General features: G+C 71.5%; 15 protein-coding genes. 13 read left to right on the forward strand and 2 right to left on the reverse strand.

Translation table 11 applies throughout. The features are described 5' to 3' along the window. The first annotated feature begins 34 nt into the window (after nt 1–34). Both ACFYZB_RS44570 and ACFYZB_RS44575 read left to right on the forward strand, forming a co-directional pair. Entirely contained in the window at nt 35–2,344 is a 2,310-nt protein-coding gene (locus tag ACFYZB_RS44570) for an MMPL family transporter (protein ID WP_388767610.1), read from the forward strand. Further along, nucleotides 2,313–3,356 carry a zinc-dependent alcohol dehydrogenase family protein gene (locus ACFYZB_RS44575; RefSeq protein ID WP_388767611.1) on the forward strand — a complete coding sequence of 348 codons (1,044 nt, stop codon included), beginning with the start codon at nt 2,313–2,315 and terminating at the stop codon, nt 3,354–3,356. Before ACFYZB_RS44570 ends, ACFYZB_RS44575 begins: the two co-directional genes overlap by 32 nt. Nucleotides 3,357–3,417: 61 nt before the next feature. On the opposite strand, the gene ACFYZB_RS44580 is transcribed toward ACFYZB_RS44575, so the two are convergent. Together ACFYZB_RS44580 and ACFYZB_RS44585 are read right to left on the reverse strand one after the other, a co-directional pair. Beyond that, complete coding sequence (locus ACFYZB_RS44580; protein WP_351217265.1) at nt 3,418–3,618, reverse strand: MerR family transcriptional regulator; 201 nt, start codon at nt 3,616–3,618, stop codon at nt 3,418–3,420. Between the two features lie 296 nt (nt 3,619–3,914). Then, nucleotides 3,915–4,832: a sugar phosphate isomerase/epimerase family protein gene (locus ACFYZB_RS44585; protein ID WP_388767612.1), complete on the reverse strand. Its 918-nt coding sequence runs from the start codon at nt 4,830–4,832 to the stop codon at nt 3,915–3,917. Between the two features lie 125 nt (nt 4,833–4,957). On the opposite strand from ACFYZB_RS44585, the gene iolC reads away from it, so the two are divergent. The 11 genes from iolC to ACFYZB_RS44640 all read left to right on the forward strand — a co-directional run bounded on the left by iolC (nt 4,958) and on the right by ACFYZB_RS44640 (nt 18,505). Beyond that, nucleotides 4,958–5,908 carry a 5-dehydro-2-deoxygluconokinase gene (gene iolC / locus ACFYZB_RS44590; protein WP_388767614.1) on the forward strand — a complete coding sequence of 317 codons (951 nt, stop codon included), beginning with the start codon at nt 4,958–4,960 and terminating at the stop codon, nt 5,906–5,908. Nucleotides 5,909–6,039: 131 nt separating this feature from the next. Then, complete coding sequence (locus ACFYZB_RS44595) at nt 6,040–6,918, forward strand: deoxyribose-phosphate aldolase (protein ID WP_388767623.1); 879 nt, start codon at nt 6,040–6,042, stop codon at nt 6,916–6,918. A 7-nt stretch (nt 6,919–6,925) separates the two neighbouring features. After that, nucleotides 6,926–7,789 (forward strand): 5-deoxy-glucuronate isomerase, encoded by an 864-nt coding sequence (iolB, locus tag ACFYZB_RS44600; protein WP_388767615.1) that lies wholly within the window; start codon nt 6,926–6,928, stop codon nt 7,787–7,789. After that, a complete protein-coding gene (gene iolD, locus ACFYZB_RS44605; RefSeq protein WP_388767616.1) occupies nt 7,786–9,666 on the forward strand; it encodes a 3D-(3,5/4)-trihydroxycyclohexane-1,2-dione acylhydrolase (decyclizing) in 1,881 nt (626 codons plus the stop codon). The genes iolB and iolD overlap by 4 nt, the downstream gene beginning before the upstream one ends. Before the next feature lie 16 nt (nt 9,667–9,682). Further along, nucleotides 9,683–11,185 (forward strand): CoA-acylating methylmalonate-semialdehyde dehydrogenase, encoded by a 1,503-nt coding sequence (gene mmsA, locus ACFYZB_RS44610; protein ID WP_351217255.1) that lies wholly within the window; start codon nt 9,683–9,685, stop codon nt 11,183–11,185. 290 nt (nt 11,186–11,475) lie between these two features. Then, nucleotides 11,476–12,894 carry an APC family permease gene (locus tag ACFYZB_RS44615; RefSeq protein WP_388767617.1) on the forward strand — a complete coding sequence of 473 codons (1,419 nt, stop codon included), beginning with the start codon at nt 11,476–11,478 and terminating at the stop codon, nt 12,892–12,894. 267 nt (nt 12,895–13,161) lie between these two features. Further along, a complete protein-coding gene (locus ACFYZB_RS44620) occupies nt 13,162–15,810 on the forward strand; it encodes a CocE/NonD family hydrolase (protein WP_388767624.1) in 2,649 nt (882 codons plus the stop codon). Beyond that, the gene (locus ACFYZB_RS44625) at nt 15,807–16,661 is read left to right on the forward strand and encodes an ABC transporter permease (RefSeq protein WP_388767618.1); all 855 of its coding nucleotides are present in this window, start codon (nt 15,807–15,809) and stop codon (nt 16,659–16,661) included. Before ACFYZB_RS44620 ends, ACFYZB_RS44625 begins: the two co-directional genes overlap by 4 nt. Nucleotides 16,662–16,842: 181 nt before the next feature. Continuing rightward, complete coding sequence (locus tag ACFYZB_RS44630; RefSeq protein WP_388767619.1) at nt 16,843–17,265, forward strand: hypothetical protein; 423 nt, start codon at nt 16,843–16,845, stop codon at nt 17,263–17,265. 647 nt (nt 17,266–17,912) lie between these two features. Continuing rightward, a complete protein-coding gene (locus ACFYZB_RS44635) occupies nt 17,913–18,113 on the forward strand; it encodes a hypothetical protein (protein WP_388767621.1) in 201 nt (66 codons plus the stop codon). Between the two features lie 59 nt (nt 18,114–18,172). After that, nucleotides 18,173–18,505, forward strand: coding sequence for a hypothetical protein (locus tag ACFYZB_RS44640; RefSeq protein WP_351217245.1), 333 nt, complete (start codon nt 18,173–18,175; stop codon nt 18,503–18,505). The last annotated feature ends 176 nt before the right edge of the window (nt 18,506–18,681 follow it).

The following is an 18,681-nucleotide window of genomic DNA, read 5'->3' on the forward strand; positions in this document are numbered from 1 at the left end:
CAGACATGGGTCACGGTGAAGGGGACACCGCACGATGACCGAAGTCAACACGCCGCCGCGGACGGGCGAGGGAGCGTCGGAGCGGCCGTCGGAGGGCACGCCACCCCGACCCGGCCGCTACACCCGCTTCGTGACCGCCCGCCCCCGCCTGTCACTCCTGGTGGCCCTGGTGCTCACCGCGCTCGCCGTGTTCGCCGGCAGCGGGGTCGCGGACCGTCTCGGCAGCGGCGGCTGGGAGGACCCGGCCGCCGAGTCGACGTACGCCACCAAGGCCCTGGAGCGCGAGTTCCCCGCCTCCCAGCCGAACCTGCTGCTCCTGGTCGACTCGGGCCGCGCCTCGGTCGACGATCCGGCGGTCGCCGCCGAGGCCCGCGACCTGGCCGGCCGGCTGACGGGGGAGAAGGGGGTGACCGGCGTCGGCTCCTACTGGCAGAGCGGATCACCGGCCCTGCGCGCCAAGGACGGCCATGAGGCGCTGATCGCCGCCCGCATCACCGGCGACGACAACGCGATGGGCCGGACGCTCGACCGCATCGCCCCGCACTACCGGGGCGCGCACGGCCCGGTCCGGGTGAAGATCGGCGGCATCGTCGCGGTCCGGCACGAGATGCAGACGATCATCAAGGAGGACCTGGCCCGCGCCGAGATGATCGCCCTGCCGATCACGCTGGTGCTGCTGATCATGGTCTTCGGCAGCGCGGTCGCCGCCCTGCTGCCGCTCGGCATCGGCATCGTCGCCATCCTCGGCACCAACGCCGTCCTGCGCGGCCTGACCTCCTTCACCGACGTCTCCGTCTTCGCGCTCAACCTCACCACGGCCCTCGGCCTCGGCCTGGCCATCGACTACGCCCTGTTCATCGTCCGCCGCTTCCGCGAGGAACTGTCCACGGGCACCGACCCGTTGACGGCCGTCGGTACGACCCTGCGCACCGCCGGCCGCACGGTCCTGTTCTCCGCCCTCACGGTGGCGGTGTCCCTGGCCGCCATGATGGTCTTCCCGCAGTACTTCCTGCGGTCCTTCGCCTACGCCGGCATCGCCGTGGTCCTGCTCGCCGCGGCCGCCGCCCTGATCCTGCTCCCGGCCGCGCTGGTCCTGCTCGGCCACCGGGTCAACTCCCTGGACATGCGGCGCCTCTTCCGCCGCAGGCGCGCCCCGCAGCCCGCCGAGGGCACCACCGGGACCACCGGCACCCCCGGGAGCACCTGGGCCCGAGCCGCCGGCCTGGTGATGCGCCGCGCACCTCTCTTCGCGCTGGGCACCAGCGTCCTCCTGGTCACCCTCGGACTGCCCTTCCTGGGCGTGAAGTTCGGCACCGCCGACGACCGGCAACTGCCCTCGACCGCCGAGTCCCACGTGGTGCAGGAGCACATCCGCGAGGGCTTCCCGGGCAGCCCCGGCGGCGGTCTCGAGGTGCTGGCCCAGGGCAGGGCCACCGCCGCCCAGTACGCCGCCTACAAGCAGCAGGTCACCGCCCTGCCCGAGGTGGCCCGCGTCGACGGCCCGCTGGTCAAGGGCGATGCCGCCTACTTCACGGTGCAGCCGAAGGGCGAGGCCGTCGACGACCCTGCCCAGCGCCTGGTCGGCGATCTGCGCTCGTTGCGCACTCCCTTCGACGCCAGGGTGACCGGCACGGCCGCCGTCCTCGTCGACACCAAGCACGCGATAGCGCAGCGCCTGCCGTGGGCCGCCGCCTTCATCGCCGTCGTCACGCTCCTCCTGGTCTTCCTGCTCACCGGAAGCGTGCTGATACCCGTGCAGGCCGTGGTGCTCAACGCGCTCAGCCTGACCGCGATGTTCGGCGCCGTGGTCTGGGTCTTCCAGGACGGCCACCTCTCCGGCGCGCTCGGCTTCACCAGCTCCGGCTCCATCGAGACCACCCTGCCCGTGCTGATGTTCTGCGTGGCCTTCGGGCTCTCCATGGACTACGGCGTGTTCCTGCTCTCCCGCATCAAGGAGGAGTACGACCGCACGGGCGACCACGACGCCGCGGTGCGGCACGGACTCCAGCGCACCGGCGGGCTGATCACCGCTGCGGCGGTCATCCTCGCGGTGGTGATGGTCGCCATCGGCACCTCACGGGTGACCAACACCAAGATGCTCGGCCTGGGCATCGCCCTGGCGGTCCTGATGGACGCCATGGTGGTCCGCAGCCTCCTGGTCCCGGCCATCATGCGGCTGACGGGCAGGGCCACATGGTGGGCGCCGGCGCCATTGCGCCGCCTTCACGAACGGTTTGGCCTGAGCGAGGGGGAACTCGGGAAAGCGACCAGCCACGATGTACCCGCTGACCGCAACGGCGACGGGAGTGCACATGAGAGCGGTGGTCTTCGAGCAATACGGTGAACCTTCCGAGGTACGGAACGTACCCGACCCGGAACCCGCGGAGCACGGCGTCGTCGTCCGCGTCGAGGCCACCGGCCTCTGCCGAAGCGACTGGCACGGCTGGATGGGCCACGACCCCGACATCACGCTGCCGCACGTCCCCGGGCACGAACTCGCCGGTGTCGTCGAGTCGGTGGGCTCCCGGGTTTCCGGGTGGCGGCCCGGCGACCGGGTCACCGTGCCGTTCGTCTGCGCCTGCGGCACCTGCCCGGCCTGCGCGGCGGGCGAGCAGCAGGTGTGCGAACGCCAGACCCAGCCGGGCTTCCACCACTGGGGCTCCTTCGCCCAGTACGTCGCGCTCGACCACGCCGACGTCAACCTGGTCGCGGTCCCGGACGACATGGCGTACACCACCGCCGCCGCCCTCGGCTGCCGCTTCGCCACCGCATTCCGCGCGGTGGTGCAGCAGGGCCGGGTGGCGGCGGGGGAGTGGGTCGCGGTACACGGCTGCGGCGGCGTGGGACTGTCGGCGGTGATGATCGCGGCGGCGGCCGGTGCGCGCGTGATCGCCGTCGACGTGTCACCCCAGGCCCTCGACCTCGCGCGGAAGTTCGGCGCCGCGCAGTGCCTGGACGCGACCGGCACGCCGGACACGGCCGCCGCCGTCCGCGAGCTGACCGACGGCGGCGCCCATCTCTCCCTGGACGCCCTCGGCTCGCCCGCCACCTGCGCGGCTTCCGTGAACGGCCTGCGCCGCCGCGGCCGGCACGTCCAGGTGGGCCTGCTGCCCTCGGCCGACGGCACCACACCCGTCCCGCTGGCCCGTGCCATCGCCCTGGAGCTCGAACTCCTCGGCAGCCACGGCATGGCCGCCCACACCTACCCCGGCATGCTCGGCCTGGTCCGCTCCGGCGCCCTGCGTCCCGACCTCCTGGTGACGTCCACCATCACACTCGACGCCGCACCGGCGGCCCTCGCGGCGATGGGTACGGCACCGGGGGCCGGGGTCACGGTCATCGAACCGTGGGGCTGAGGGCCGTAGGAGGCGCGCACCCACTCCGGTGTGAGGAGGCACAGCCGATTCACGGTGCAGGTCAGTCCGGTCGGCGCCCGCGGTTGCCCGGCCGGGAGGCGACCCAGGCGCGGACGGTGTCGGCGTACCAGTAGGGCTTGCCGCCCTCCACGTGGTCGGGCGGCGGCAGCAGCCCGTGCTTGCGATAGGACCGTACGGTGTCCGGCTGCACCCTGATGTGCGCCGCGATCTCCTTGTAGGACCAGAGCCTTTGGTCGGTCATGAGTTGCACCTCCCTGCGCGCGCCGCGGCGGCGACCGGGGGGCGGCCGTCGGGGGAGCCGGGCACTGCGCTGGCGATCACCGAGCCTGTGCCCGGTGAACGACGCAGAGTGACCAGCGGACAGGGCCTGTCGACAGGATGTGACGCACAACCGGCGTACTCGTGACATGTGTGACACAGAGGAGGTGTTTGTGGCACAGCCGCCGCAAAGGCGTGCGCGGGGGCGCGCAGCCCCGCACAGCCCCCGCGCGGCCCGTTCGTCGCACACTCGGCGAACCCGGCACCCAGCGAGCGCCGTTACACCCCGCACGACCGAAGAAACGCCCGGGTCCGCCGGGCGATGGGCAAGGGCGCGTCCGGAGCACAGGGATACATGTCCTGCTCCACGATCGCGAACAACTCGACCCCCAGCCGCTGCGCAGCCTCCAGCACCGGCCCCAACTCCGGTACGCCACGCGGAGGTTCGCACATCACCCCCTGCGCCACCGCGGGCCCGAACGGCGTCCCCTTGGCCCGTACGTCCGCCAGGATCTCCGGATCCACCTGCTTGAGGTGCAGATACCCGATCCGTTCCCCGTACGTCTCGATCAGCTTGACGCTGTCCCCGCCGCAGTACGCGTAGTGCCCCGTGTCCAGGCACAGTGACACCAGGTCGGAGTCCGTGCCGTCGAGGAAGCGGCTGACGTTCTCCTCGCTGTCGATGTGGGTGTCGGCGTGCGGATGGACGACGATCGTCAGCCCGTACCGCTCCCGCACCTGTCGCCCCAGCCGCTCGGTCAGCGAGGTCAGGTTCCGCCACTGCTCGGCGGTCAGCGTGTCGGGCTCCAGCACCTCGCCCGTCTTGTCGTCACGCCAGAAGGACGGGATGACGACGAGGTGCCGGGCGCCCATCGCCTGGGTCAGCGCCGCGATGTCCGACACGTGCGCCCAGGTCCTGTCCCAGACGGCCGCACCGTGGTGCAGGCCGGTGAAGACGGTGCCGGCCGACACCTTCAGGCCGCGCCGCGCGGTCTCCTCCGCGAGCACCGCGGGGTCGCTGGGGAGATAGCCGTAGGGGCCCAGCTCGATCCACTCGTAACCGGAGCCGGCCACCTCGTCGAGGAAGCGCCGCCAGGGCACCTGCCGGGGATCGTCGGGGAACCACACGCCCCAGGAGTCGGGCGCCGATCCGATCCGGATACGGGACAGTGAGGAAGAGGGCGACAACGACGTCATGGGCGCCAGCGTGCGGGCGGCCGGAAAGCGGTGTCAAGAGCTGGTCCGAATGTCTGGACAAAACATTGACAGGATTCGCCGTACGGGACTAGAAAGCCGGGGAGAGTCATGACGAAGGGAAGCCGATGGCCTACGACCTGATCACCATGGGGCGGATCGGAGTGGACCTCTACCCGCTGCAGACCGGCGTCCCGCTCGCCCAGGTGTCGTCCTTCGGCAAGTTCCTCGGCGGGTCGGCGACGAACGTCGCGGTCGCCGCGGCCCGGCTCGGCCGGCACGCCGCGGTGATCACCCGCACGGGCGACGACGCGTTCGGCGTCTATCTGCACGAGGCGCTGCGGGGCTTCGGCGTGGACGACCGCTGGGTCACGCCGGTCCAGGGGCTCCCGACCCCGGTCACCTTCTGCGAGGTCTTCCCGCCGGACGACTTCCCGCTCTACTTCTACCGGCAGCCCAAGGCGCCCGATCTGGAGATCGACGCCCACGAGCTCGATCTCGACGCGATCCGCGGCGCCGGTATCTTCTGGATGACCGGCACCGGCCTGAGCGAGGAGCCCAGTCGTACGGCGACCCTCGCGGCCCTCGCCCACCGGAACAAGTCCGGCATCACCGTGTTCGACCTCGACTGGCGGCCGATGTTCTGGACCGACCCCGATGCGGCCCGCCCCTTCTACGCCGAGGCCCTGAAGCACACGACCGTCGCCGTCGGAAATCTGGACGAGGTCGAGGTCGCCACCGGCGTGCGCGAACCGCATCAGGCCGCCCGCGCGCTCCTCCAGGCCGGCGTCGAGATCGCCGTCGTCAAGCAGGGGCCCAAGGGTGTCCTCGCGGTCAGCTCCTCGGGCGAGTCCGCCGAGGTACCACCCCTGCCCGTCAACGTCCTCAACGGCCTCGGCGCCGGGGACGCCTTCGGCGGCTCCCTCTGCCACGGCCTCCTCGAAGGCTGGGACCTGGAGACGATCATGCGGCACGCCAACGCGGCCGGCGCCATCGTCGCGTCCCGCCTGGAGTGCTCCTCCGCGATGCCCACCCCGGACGAGGTGGCCGCCGCGCTCGACGCCGGAGCGGTGCTGTGAGGGCGGGCCGGGTCGCAGGCACCCACACCGAGGGCGGGTCCGGCCCCGACACCATCGCGGGCACCGGACGCGAAGCCACCGCGGCCCCCCACCGCGAGGGCGCCGCACGTTCCCCCTGCCCCCGCGTCGACGTGGCCGAACTCGTCCGCATCCGCACTCATCACCCCGAGGCGATCGCCGAGGCCGCCGTGCGGCGTGCTCGCAGGCCGCTCCTCAACGACAACGGCAGGCTGATGATCGTCGCCGCCGATCACCCCGCCCGGGGCGCCCTCGGCGTCGGCGACCGCAAGCTCGCCATGGCCAACCGCGCCGACCTGCTCGAACGCCTCTGCCTCGCGCTGTCCCGACCCGGTGTCGACGGCGTCCTCGCCACCGCCGACATCCTGGACGACCTGCTCCTGCTCGGCGCCCTCGACCACAAGGTGGTCATGGGCTCGATGAACCGGGGCGGACTGCAGGGGGCCAGCTTCGAGCTGGACGACCGCTTCACCGGGCACCGCCCCGAGGACCTCCAGCGGCTCGGCTTCGACGCGGGCAAGCTGCTGCTGCGCATCGACTACGACGACCCCGGCTCCCTGACCACCCTGGAGTCCACCGCCCGCGCCATCGACGACATGGCCGCGCGCCGGCTGCCGGTCTTCGTCGAGCCGTTCATCAGCCGCCGCACCCCCGAGGGCAAGGTGCGCAACGACCTGTCCGCCGAGGCGGTCACCCGGTCCATCGCCATCGCCTCCGGCCTCGGCGGCTCCTCCGCCTACACCTGGCTGAAGGTGCCCGTCACCGACAACCCCGACGACATGGCCCGGGTCATGGAGACCTCCACCCTGCCGGCCGTGCTGCTCGGCGGTGACATCGGCGACTCGCCCGAGGACCAGGTCGCCGCCTACGACAAGTGGCGCGGCGCGCTCCAACTCCCCACCGTGCGCGGCCTGGTGGTCGGCCGCTCGCTGCTGTACCCGGCGGACGGCGATGTGGCCGCCGCCGTGGACACCGCCGTAGGACTGCTGTGAGGGCCGCATGACCAGCACCGACCTGCATCTGCCCAGGGGCGCCACCGGGAACGCCCAGTACGCCGTCGACATCGACCCCAAGTTGGCCGGCTGGACACACAGCAGCCTGCGCGTGGTCGAGTTGGCGCCCGGCGGCAGCCGTATGTTCACCGCCGGGGACAGCGAGTGGATCGTGCTTCCGCTGGAAGGCGGATGTACCGTACAAATCGAGACCGCATCATCGGAGCAGGCCGAGTTCCAACTCCTGGGCCGGGAGAGCGTGTTCGCGGACGTCTCCGACTTCGCGTACGTTCCCCGGGACGCCCGGGTCCAGATCGCCTCCGGCGCGGGAGGCCGCTTCGCCCTGGCAGGAGCGAAGTGCGAGCGACGACTCCCCGCCCGCTACGGCCCCGCGCCGGAGGTCCCCGTCGAGGAGCGCGGCAGCGGCAGCTGCGCCCGTCAGGTGCGCAACTTCGCCTCAGCCGCCCGCGCCGGAGGCGCTGATGGACAGGGCTTCGACTGCGACAAGCTGATCGCCGTGGAGGTGATCACGCCGGGCGGCAACTGGTCGTCGTACCCGCCGCACAAGCACGACGAGCACCGGCCGGGCGAGGAGTCCGAGCTGGAGGAGATCTACTACTTCGAGATCGACGGCCCGAACGGGCTCGGCTACCAGCGGGTGTTCCCCTCCCGCGCGGGCGGCGCGGACGTCCTCGCCGAGGTCCGTTCCGGCGACGTCGTCCTCGTCCCCGACGGCTGGCACGGCCCGTCCATCGCCCAGCCCGGGCATGACATGTACTACCTGAACGTCATGGCGGGCCCGGGCGAGACCCGGGAGTGGCGGATCTGCTTCCACCCCGATCACGTAGAGAGCACAGGGGGCTACCGATGACGACGACCCGGCTCACCGTCGCGCAGGCGCTGGTCCGTTTCCTCGCCGCCCAGTACAGCGAACGTGACGGCGAGCGGCAGCGGCTGATCGGCGCCACCTGGGGCATCTTCGGTCACGGCAACGTCGCCGGGCTCGGCCAGGCGCTGGTCGAGTACCAGGACGCCATGCCGTACCACCAGGGCCGCAACGAGCAGTCCATGGTGCACGCGGCCGTCGGCTACGCCCGCCAGTCGAACCGCCTGTCCACGCACGCGGTGACGACCTCGATCGGCCCGGGCGCGACCAACCTGGTGACGGGCGCCGCACTGGCCACCATCAACCACCTCCCGGTCCTGCTCCTGCCCGGCGACGTCTTCGCCACCCGGCCCGCCGACCCGGTCCTGCAGCAGCTGGAGGTGCCGTACGCCGGTGATGTCTCGGTCAACGACACCCTGCGCCCGGTGTCGAAGTACTTCGACCGCATCACCCGTCCGGAGGCCCTGATCCCGAGCGCCCTGCAGGCCATGCGGGTCCTCACCGACCCCGTGGAGACCGGCGCGGTCACCCTCGCCCTGCCGCAGGACGTGCAGGCGGAGGCGTTCGACTGGCCGGAGGAGTTCTTCGCCGAGCGGGTGTGGACCGTACGGCGGCCGGGCGCGGACCCGACCGAACTGGCCGAGGCGGTCCGGGCGATCCGCGCGGCACGCAGGCCCCTGGTCATCGCGGGCGGCGGAGTCCACCACAGCCGCGCCGAGCCGGCCCTCGCCGAGTTCGCGGCGGCCACCCGTATCCCGGTGGCCTCCACCCAGGCCGGCAAGGGCTCCCTCAGGTACGACCATCCGCAGGACGTGGGCGGGGTCGGCCACACCGGCACCGCGACCGCCGACGAGCTGGCCCGCACGGCCGACCTGGTGATCGGCGTCGGCACCCGCTACACCGACTTCACCACCGCCTCCGGCACCCTCTTCGAGAACCCGGACGTCCGCTTCCTCAACCTCAACATCGCGCCGTTCGACGGCCACAAGCTGGCCGGGCTCCCGCTGATCGCCGACGCCCGCAGCGGCCTGGGCGAGCTGACCGAGGCGCTGGTGATGCACGGGCACAGGGCGGCGGAGTCGTACGTCACCGAGTACACCGAGGACAAGGAGCGCTGGGAGCAGCGCGTCGACGCCTGCTTCGAGGCCGAGGAGATCGACGTACGGCCGACCCAGCCGCAGGTCATCGGCGCCCTGGACGCCCTGGTGGACGAGTCGGACGTCATCATCAACGCGGCCGGCTCGCTCCCGGGCGATCTGCACAAGCTGTGGCGGGCGCGGTCGGTGGACCAGTACCACCTGGAGTACGGCTACTCCTGCATGGGCTACGAGATCCCGGCCGCGCTCGGGGTGAAGCTCGCCGCGCCGGAGCGGAACGTGTGGGCGCTGGTCGGCGACGGCACGTATCTGATGATGCCGACGGAGATCGTGACGGCCGTGCAGGAGGGCGTCGCGATCAAGATCCTGCTGGTGCAGAACCACGGGTACGCGTCCATCGGCGGGCTCTCGGAGTCGGTCGGCGGCGAGCGGTTCGGCACCGCCTATCGCTTCCAGGCCCAGGACGGCACCTTCACGGGCGCCCCGCTGCCCGTCGACCTCGCGGCCAACGCGGCAAGCCTGGGCATGCGGGTGCTGCGCGCGAAGACCGTGCGGGAGCTGCGCGAGGCGCTCGCCGAGGCGCGGGCCGCCGACACTCCTACATGTGTCTACGTGGAGACCGAAACGTCCGACACTGTGTCGGGCGCGCCTCCGGCGCAGGCCTGGTGGGATGTTCCTGTGGCCGAGACCGCGACCCGACCGTCCGCGGTCAAGGCACGAGAGCTGTACGAACGGCACGTCTCGACCCGACGCCGCCATCTGTAATAAGGAGTCTCTGGGCATGACGAAGATCGTCAACCACTGGATCGGCGGGAAGACCGTCGAAGGCGCGTCGGGCACGTACGGGCCGGTCACCGACCCGGCGACCGGCGCGGTCACCACGAAGGTCGCGTTCGCGTCGGTCGAGGAGGTGGACGCGGCCGTAGCGGCGGCCAAGGACGCCTATCTGACCTGGGGCCAGTCCTCGCTGGCCCAGCGGACCTCGATCCTGTTCAAGTTCCGGGCGCTGCTCGACGCGCACCGCGACGAGATCGCCGAGCTGATCACCGCCGAGCACGGCAAGGTGCACTCCGACGCGCTCGGCGAGGTGGCGCGCGGTCTGGAGATCGTCGACCTGGCCTGCGGCATCAACGTCCAGCTGAAGGGCGAGCTGTCCACACAGGTCGCCACCCGCGTCGACGTGGCCGCGATCCGCCAGCCGCTCGGTGTCGTCGCCGGCATCACGCCGTTCAACTTCCCGGCGATGGTCCCGATGTGGATGTTCCCGATCGCCATCGCGTGCGGCAACACCTTCGTGCTGAAGCCGAGCGAGAAGGACCCGTCGGCGTCGATCAGGATCGCCGAGCTGCTCGCGGAGGCCGGTCTGCCGGACGGCGTCTTCAACGTCGTGCACGGTGACAAGGTGGCCGTCGACCGGCTGCTGGAGCACCCGGACGTCAAGGCGGTGTCGTTCGTCGGCTCCACCCCCATCGCCCGCTACATCCACACCACGGCCGCCGCCAACGGCAAGCGGGTGCAGGCCCTGGGCGGCGCCAAGAACCACATGCTGGTCCTGCCGGACGCCGACCTGGACGCGGCCGCCGACGCGGCGGTCTCGGCGGCCTACGGCTCGGCGGGCGAGCGCTGCATGGCCATCTCGGCCGTCGTGGCGGTCGGCGCGATCGGCGACACGCTGGTGGAGAAGATCCGCGAGCGCGCCGAGAAGATCAAGATCGGTCCGGGCAACGACCCGGCCTCCGAGATGGGCCCGCTGATCACCGCCGCCCACCGCGACAAGGTGGCGTCCTACGTGGCGGGCGCCGCCGACGAGGGCGCCGAGGTGGTGCTCGACGGCACCGGTTACACCGTCGAGGGCTTCGAGGACGGCCACTGGATCGGCATCTCGCTGCTCGACAAGGTGCCGACCACCGCGAAGGCGTACCAGGACGAGATCTTCGGCCCGGTGCTGTGCGTGCTGCGCGTGGACACCTACGACGAGGGCGTGGCGCTCATCAACGCCTCGCCGTTCGGCAACGGCACCGCGATCTTCACCCGGGACGGCGGCGCGGCCCGGCGCTTCCAGCTGGAGATCGAGGCGGGCATGGTCGGCGTGAACGTGCCGATCCCGGTCCCCGTCGGCTACCACTCCTTCGGCGGCTGGAAGGACTCGCTCTTCGGCGACCACCACATCTACGGCAACGACGGCACGCACTTCTACACCCGCGGCAAGGTCGTCACCACGCGCTGGCCCGACCCGGCCGACGCCCCGGCGGGCGTGGACCTGGGCTTCCCGCGCAACCACTGACCGACCGACAGGGCCGTCCGTTATACGGACGGCCCTATTTTTTTGCGTCCGGCTCCTGCGATTCTCGTACGGGTGCAAGGGCCGGTGTATGTGGAGCGTTGACGCGTGAATCAGTTGTTGATCGCGTTTATGCTGCGGATTCCGTAGGTGAACACCCATTGACGCGGCGGTTTTCGTCGGGGTTCCCTAAGCAGCGCCGGGAGCGGACAACACGAAGCACGACGATCCGCCGGAGGCGATAGCGCTCCCGTCCCCCACCCTCACCCGCTCAAGTCGATCGGAACCGCCGTATGACCGACACGCTCCAGAAGTCCGTGGTCGACCCCGCGACGGCCCAGTCCCCGGGGCTCAAGCGTTCCATCGGTGTCGTCGGCGGCACCCTCCTGACGCTGTCCTGCGTCACGCCCGCCTCCACGCTCTTCGTGATCGTGCCCGACCTGTTCTCCAGCCTGGGCACGGCGACGGCGCTCTGTCTCGCCATCGGCGCACTGCTCTGTATCCCCGTGGCCTTCTGCTACTCGGAGCTGGGCACCCTCATCCCCAGCGCGGGCGGCGAGTACGCCATCGTCTCCACCCTCGCCGGGCGGCTCGCCGGCTGGCTGGCCTTCGTGATGTCGCTGCTCGTCGTGATGATCGTCCCCCCGGTCATCGCCATGGGCACCGCCGACTACCTCGCCCCGGTCGTCCACCTCGACCCCTCCATGACGGGCGCCGGCGTGATGATCGCGGCCACCCTCGCCGGCCTGCTGGACCTGCGCGCCAACGCCTGGATCACCGGCGTCTTCCTGGTCCTGGAGGTCGTCGCCGCCGGTGTCGTCGCGATGCTCGGCTTCACCCACTCCCACCGCGGCGCGGGCAGCCTCGTCAGCTCGCTCCAGGTGGCCGGCGACCACGCGCACGTCAACCCGGTCACGGCCATGATGGTCCTCTCCGGGCTCGCCATCGCCCTCTTCGCCACCCAGGGCTTCTCCACCGCCATCTACCTCTCCGAGGAGCTGGAGAACCCGCGCCGCAGTGTCGCCCGTACCGTCCTCGCCACCCTCGCCATCTCCAGCGTCGTCATCCTGGTCCCGGTCGTGGCGATCACCCTCGGCGCCGGTGACCTCAAGACCCTGACCGGCGGCGACATCTCCAGCATGGTCATCGCCTGGAGCAACTCCGCCGTCGGCACCTTCGTCAGCCTGTGCGTCGCGCTCGCGATCATCAACGCGGGCATCGTCATGGTCATCCAGAACTCCCGCGTCCTGTTCGCCTCCGCCCGCGACAAGGCCTGGCCCCAGCCGGTCAACAACGCCCTCGCCAAGCTCGGCCGGTTCGGCTCCCCCTGGGTCGCCACCCTCGTCGTCGGCGTCCCCGGTGCCGTCCTCTGCTTCGTCAACCTGGACACCCTTTACGGCGTCACCGGCGTCGCCGTCACCGGCCTGTACCTGCTGGTCGCCATCGCCGCGCTGCTGTCCCGGCGCGGCGCGCACGGCACCAAGAAGGCCTGGCGGATGCCGCTGTGGCCGGCCATGCCGGTCCTGCTGATCGCCGTCCTCCTCTACATCCTGGTCGAGCAGGACCCGTCGTACCTGTGGTGGACCGGCGGCATCACCGCCGTCGCCACCCTCTACTGGGCCTTCTACCTCCGCCCGCGCCGCGAGACCCGCTGGCTGGTGTCCCTGCCGGAGGACGTCCGACTGGCCGAGGAGGAACAGGCGGCTGCCTGAGACTGCGAGTGGCGCGGCCGGCAGGGCCCAGGGGCGCGGGGAACCGCGCGGCCAGCCACCGGCCGCCCGCACCAGGCAACGGTGACGCATCCCAACCGCGCTGGACCGGGCCGTCGTACCGCCCCTGGTGTACGCCGGGCACCCCCCGTCCTCCTCCGGGAGGGCGGGGGGTTCAGCCCAGCGGCGTCAACGGCTGTCAGTGGCGGCCCGTACCGTTGAGGCATGGATCTTCGCCCGCCCTCGGCCGGGGCGCCCCTCCGGGGGCGGATGAGGCAGCGCGTGCCCTCACTGCGAGGGCTGCTCAAGGGGCCGCGCCGGCTCGTCGCCGCCGCGGCCGCCGTCGTGGTGCTCGCCGGTGCCGGGACGTGGACGGCCGCCGCATCCGGTGACACACCCCCGGTGCACAGGACCGACCAGGTCATGGCGGTCGACGGGGTCCGCCTGGACACCTCGTTCTTCACCCCGGCCGGCGCCGGCCGCCACCCCGCCGTCCTGCTGGCGCACGGCTTCGGCGGCAGCAAGGACGACACGCGCCGGCAGGCCGAGGACCTCGCCCGGGACGGGTACGCGGTCCTGACCTGGTCCGCGCGCGGCTTCGGCAGGTCCACCGGGAAGATCGGGCTCAACGACCCGAAGGGCGAGGTCGCCGACGCCTCCCGGCTCATCGACTGGCTGGCGAAGCGGCCCGAAGTACAGCTCGACAAGCCCGGCGACCCGCGCGTGGGCATGGCCGGCGGCTCCTACGGCGGCGCGATCTCCCTGCTCACCGCCGGGTACGACCACCGGGTCGACGCCATCGCCCCGGCCATCACCTACTGGAACCTCGCGGACGCCCTGTTCCCCAGTGGCGTGTTCAAGAAGCTGTGGGCCGGCGTCTTCCTCAACCTCGGCGGCGGCTGCGCCCGCTTCGAGCCCGCGCTGTGCCGGATGTACGACAGGGTCGCCGAGTCCGGCACCCCGGACGCGGCCGCCCGCCGGCTGCTTCAGCAGCGTTCGCCGTCGGCCGTCGGCGGCCGCATCAAGGTGCCCACGCTGCTGCTCCAGGGCCAGACGGACTCCCTGTTCACCCTCGGCCAGTCCGACGCCGCCCAGAAGGCGATCCGGGCGAACGGCGCTCCCGTCGACGTCGACTGGATCGCGGGCGGCCATGACGGCGGGGACATGGAGTCCGGCCGGGTCCAGGCACGCGTGCGTGCGTGGTTCGACCGCTATCTGAAGGGCGACGCCGCGGCCGACACCGGTCCGGCCTTCCGGACCACCCGCACCGGAGGCGTCAACTCCACCGACGGCACCGCCCAGTTGCGCGGCGCGACCGCCGGCACCTACCCCGGCCTGCGCGACCACCCGCGCGCCATCCGCCTGACCGGCGGCCCCCAGCACGTCACCAACCCGGCCGGTGCCAGCCCGCCCGGTGTCTCCGCCCTGCCCGGCCTCGGCGGGTCCGGCGGCCTCGGCCAGTTGTCCGCGCTCGGCCTCGGCGTCTCCCTCGACTTCCCCGGCCAGTACGCGAAGTTCGACTCCGCCCCGCTCGGCCACGACCTGCAGATCACCGGCACCCCGACCGCGACCGTCCACATCACCTCGACCAGCGACGACGCCGTCCTCTTCGGCAAGGTCTACGACGTCGGACCCGGCGGCACCCGGCAGGTGCTGCCCGCCCAGCTCGTCGCCCCCTTCCGGGTGACCGGCGCCCGGGCCGGCAAGGACGTCACCGTCACCCTGCCGGCCATCGACCACCAGGTGCAGAAGGGCCACCGGCTCCGCCTGGTCCTCGCCTCCACCGACCTCGGCTACGCCTCACCGGCCGCCCCGGCCACCTACACCGTCTCCATCGAGGGAGCGCTGAGCGTGCCGACGGCGCCTGCCGTCACCACCGCCGCGGCGTCCCTGCCCGCCTGGGTCTGGTGGCTGCCGGTGGCCGGCGCGGCGGTTGCGCTCGCCCTGCTGCTCACGGCCCGCCGCCGTACGGCGACCCCCGCGCCCGACCCCGAGCTGGCCGAAGTCCCGCTCGTCATCAGGGACTTGAGCAAGCGGTACGCGAAGTCCGCAGACCGGTACGCGGTGCGCGAGCTGTCCTTCAAGGTGGAGAAGGGCCAGGTGCTCGGCCTGCTCGGACCCAACGGCGCGGGCAAGACCACCACCCTGCGCATGCTCATGGGCCTGATCACCCCGGACGACGGCGAGATCCGCGTCTTCGGCCACGCGATCCGGCCCGGCGCACCCGTGCTGTCGAGGGTCGGCGCCTTCGTGGAGGGCGCGGGCTTCCTGCCGCACCTGTCCGGCCGGGAGAACCTGGAGCTGTACTGGCGGGCCACCGGCCGCCCGCCCCAGGACGCCCACCTGGAGGAGGCCCTGGAGATCGCCGGGCTCGGCGACGCCCTCGCCCGCGCGGTGCGCACCTACTCGCAGGGCATGCGCCAGCGCCTCGCCATCGCCCAGGCCATGCTCGGCCTGCCCGACCTGCTCATCCTCGACGAGCCCACCAACGGCCTGGACCCGCCCCAGATACGCGAGATGCGCGAGGTGATGATCCGCTACGCGGCCGGCGGGCGCACGGTGATCGTCTCCAGCCATCTCCTCGCCGAGGTCGAACAGTCCTGCACCCACCTGGTGGTGATGGACCGCGGCCGGCTCGTCCAGGCCGGTCCCGTCGGCGAGATCGTCGGCTCCGGCGACACACTGCTGGTCGGCACCGCCACGCCCGTGGAGGAGCCGGTCGTGGAGAAGGTGGCCGCGCTGCCGGGCGTCGCCTCCGCCGTCCGCACCGACGACGGGCTGCTGGTCCGGCTGGAGACCGGCGGCACGGCCGAGCGGCTGGTCGTGGAGTTGGTGCGCCTCGAGGTGCCCGTCGCCTCGGTCGGGCCGCACCGCCGCCTGGAAGACGCCTTCCTCACCCTGATCGGAGGTTCTGCATGAGCACGCTCAACGAGGTCGCCTCCGGTTATCGGACGGGGCACACCCTGCCCCTGCGGGTGGAGCTGATCCGTCAGCTCAAGCGGCGCCGCACCCTGGTCATGGGCGCGGTCCTCGGCCTGCTGCCGTTCGTGCTGCTGATCGCCTTCGCGATCGGCGGCGACCCGTCGAGCCGCGACGGCCGGATCACCCTGATGGACACGGCCACCGCGTCCGGCGCCAACTTCGCCGCCGTGAACCTGTTCGTGTCGGCCGGCTTCCTGCTGGTGATCCCGGTCGCCCTGTTCTGCGGGGACACCGTCGCCTCGGAGGCGAGCTGGTCCTCCCTGCGCTATCTGCTGGCCGCGCCCGTGCCCCGGGCCCGGCTGCTGTGGTCCAAGCTGGCCGTGGCGCTCGGGCTCAGCCTCGCCGCCATGATCCTGCTCCCGGTGGTCGCCCTCGCGGCCGGTACGGCCGCCTACGGCTGGGGTCCGCTGCAGATACCCACGGGCGGTGCGCTGGACACCGGCACGGCGGTGCAGCGTCTCGCGCTGACCGTGGCGTACATCTTCGTGTCCCAACTGGTCACCGCCGGTCTCGCGTTCTGGCTGTCGACGAAGACCGACGCCCCGCTCGGCGCGGTCGGCGGCGCGGTCGGTCTGACCATCGTCGGCAACGTCCTGGACGCCGTCACCGCGCTCGGCCACTGGCGCGACTTCCTGCCCGCGCACTGGCAGTTCGCCTGGGCCGACGCCGTCCAGCCGCACCCGGAGTGGTCCGGCGTGATCCAGGGCACCGCGATCTCCGTGACCTACGCGCTGGTGCTGTTCGCCCTGGCCTTCCGGGGATTCGCCCGCAAAGACGTGGTGTCATAGTTTTCTTTTACGATCAATCTATTCGCCGACCACATGTGAATAACTCCAGGGAATGCGGAGTAATGCGCTTCTTCACTCCCTTTTCATTCACGCGTATGGAGTAGCGCCTCGCTTTCGACGGACTGTGGACTGCTATGTTCTGCATCTGTCGGATCAGAGGTAACTTCAAGTGAGGTGAATCATGAAGAAGGCAGTTTTCACCACTGCGGCGTTGGCCATTGGTGCGGGTCTTGTGGGTGGTTCCGCGGTGGCGGCGTCGGCCGCCACCAAGGCTCCTGTCCACGAAAACACCGGCCCGCTCGGCCTCATGTCCCAGACCGAGGTGACGCCGGCCCTCGTGCCCGCGGCCGACACGGTGATGCGGGTGGCCAAGCAGGGCAACCTCACCAAGGGCAGCGCGTTCGACGAGAACCAGGCGTCGACGGTGACCGGCAAGAACAAGGCGGCGAAGGTCTCCGGCGTGTACCTGGACGGTATGGGCCGCGCCACCAACAAGAAGCCCGCCATTCCGGTGAAGAACCCGCTCGGCACCGGCTCCGTGCAGGTCCACCCGCTGAACGGGCCGACCAGCGCCGGTATCGGCGGCCTGTTCAACCAGGGGTGACACGGAAAACCCCAGGAGTCGGCGTGGCGGAAGTCCTCCCGTACACCATTCTTTCGCTGCCATGTGCTCCCCTCTGTCCGCGAGACAGAGACGGGACCGGAATTCCGACACTCTGATCCGGTTCTGGTCCTCCGGGAGGCCCTGACCCGCGGCCGACGCCGCAGGGCCGCGGGACGGGTCCCGGTGGACGCCTGGCAAGACCCTCGTCCGGCGCTTCTGCGCCGCAGGCCCAGAAGCCGCAGCCGGACCGGTGGCTCCGCCCCGACCGGCGCCCGATGCGCGCCGGGGAAATACGCCTCAAGCCTGTCCGGCCCACTGGACTCCTCCTTGCCAGTGGGCCGGACGCACGCCGGGCGCTATTCCGGTGCATACGGTCGGGGTAATGGGTGGAAGGAATCGTTCCGCCATCCGGTGGAATCCGCTCCTAATGAGCGTTGTCCGCGTGACTTTTCGCCACATATTTCGGTTTCTTGCTATGTAAGCGCGGCTTACCGTGAATCCAGGAAGGAACCGAGTTGACCAGGAAGTTCGCGGTCGTCACTGCACTCGCCCTTAGCGCGCTCTGCGGCAGCGCTGGCCTTGCCTCCGCCCACTCGAACACGACCAACGTCACTGGCGGTGGCGGCTTTTCGGAGTCTCCGGTCGTCGTGAACGCCCCCCAGCAGGGCGTGGTCGTCGTCAACGGCTCGCTCATCGACGGCCGCTGCATCGCGGCGTGGTCGAACGGTGCCGTCGGCGTCCTCGGCGGCGCCGCGACCATCGCGCCGAACTCGCACTACGCCGCCTGCAACACCGCGGCTGTCGACCAGTCGCAGAAGGCCGGTTACCAGGGCGGCCTGTTCTTCTGACCCCTGCTTCGAGTCATTCCGAGCAGGTGAACACCCTCGCAGTCCGGAAAGGACACTCCATGCGTAACAAGGTTACGGCCATCTCCGCCCTCGCCGCGGGCGTCGTCCTCGCGACCGCCGGCACTGCCGCAGCCGACAACTGCACGACGGTCACCGGTGGCAACGGCTTCTCGTCGTCCCCGGTTGTCGTGAACGCCCCGCAGCAGGGCGCCGTCATCTCCAACGGCACGCTCGTCGACCTGCGCTGCGTCGCGCCCTGGTCCAACGGCGCCGTCGGCGCCGCCATCGGCGGCGCCGCGACCATCGCGCCGAACTCGCACTACGCCGCCTGCAACACGGCCAAGGTCGACCAGTCGCAGAAAGCCCCGTACACCGGCGGCCTGCTCTTCTGAGCCCCCTTTGCGCTCCGAACCATCCCGGAGCAGGGCGGGGACGTCGGCAGACGTTGGCCCCCCCCCCCCCCCCCCCCCCACCCACACCCCCCCCCCCCGGGGGGGGGGCAAACCCCCCCCCCCCCCCCCCCCCGCGCCCCCCCCGCGCGGCCGGGGGGCCCCCCGCGCCCCCCCCA

It is taken from the genome of Streptomyces sp. NPDC001852, from assembly GCF_042891825.1.
Lineage (GTDB): Bacteria > Actinomycetota > Actinomycetes > Streptomycetales > Streptomycetaceae > Streptomyces.

Bases quoted from the DNA above. Each gene is read 5' to 3' on its own strand.
- ACFYZB_RS44570 (WP_388767610.1), top strand. From the start codon at position 35: ATGACCGAAGTCAACACGCCGCCGCGGACGGGCGAGGGAGCGTCGGAG.
- ACFYZB_RS44575 (WP_388767611.1), top strand. From the start codon at position 2,313: ATGAGAGCGGTGGTCTTCGAGCAATACGGTGAACCTTCCGAGGTACGG.
- ACFYZB_RS44580 (WP_351217265.1), bottom strand. From the start codon at position 3,618: ATGACCGACCAAAGGCTCTGGTCCTACAAGGAGATCGCGGCGCACATC.
- ACFYZB_RS44585 (WP_388767612.1), bottom strand. From the start codon at position 4,832: ATGACGTCGTTGTCGCCCTCTTCCTCACTGTCCCGTATCCGGATCGGA.
- iolC (WP_388767614.1), top strand. From the start codon at position 4,958: ATGGCCTACGACCTGATCACCATGGGGCGGATCGGAGTGGACCTCTAC.
- iolB (WP_388767615.1), top strand. From the start codon at position 6,926: ATGACCAGCACCGACCTGCATCTGCCCAGGGGCGCCACCGGGAACGCC.
- iolD (WP_388767616.1), top strand. From the start codon at position 7,786: ATGACGACGACCCGGCTCACCGTCGCGCAGGCGCTGGTCCGTTTCCTC.
- mmsA (WP_351217255.1), top strand. From the start codon at position 9,683: ATGACGAAGATCGTCAACCACTGGATCGGCGGGAAGACCGTCGAAGGC.
- ACFYZB_RS44615 (WP_388767617.1), top strand. From the start codon at position 11,476: ATGACCGACACGCTCCAGAAGTCCGTGGTCGACCCCGCGACGGCCCAG.
- ACFYZB_RS44620 (WP_388767624.1), top strand. From the start codon at position 13,162: ATGAGGCAGCGCGTGCCCTCACTGCGAGGGCTGCTCAAGGGGCCGCGC.
- ACFYZB_RS44625 (WP_388767618.1), top strand. From the start codon at position 15,807: ATGAGCACGCTCAACGAGGTCGCCTCCGGTTATCGGACGGGGCACACC.
- ACFYZB_RS44630 (WP_388767619.1), top strand. From the start codon at position 16,843: ATGAAGAAGGCAGTTTTCACCACTGCGGCGTTGGCCATTGGTGCGGGT.
- ACFYZB_RS44640 (WP_351217245.1), top strand. From the start codon at position 18,173: ATGCGTAACAAGGTTACGGCCATCTCCGCCCTCGCCGCGGGCGTCGTC.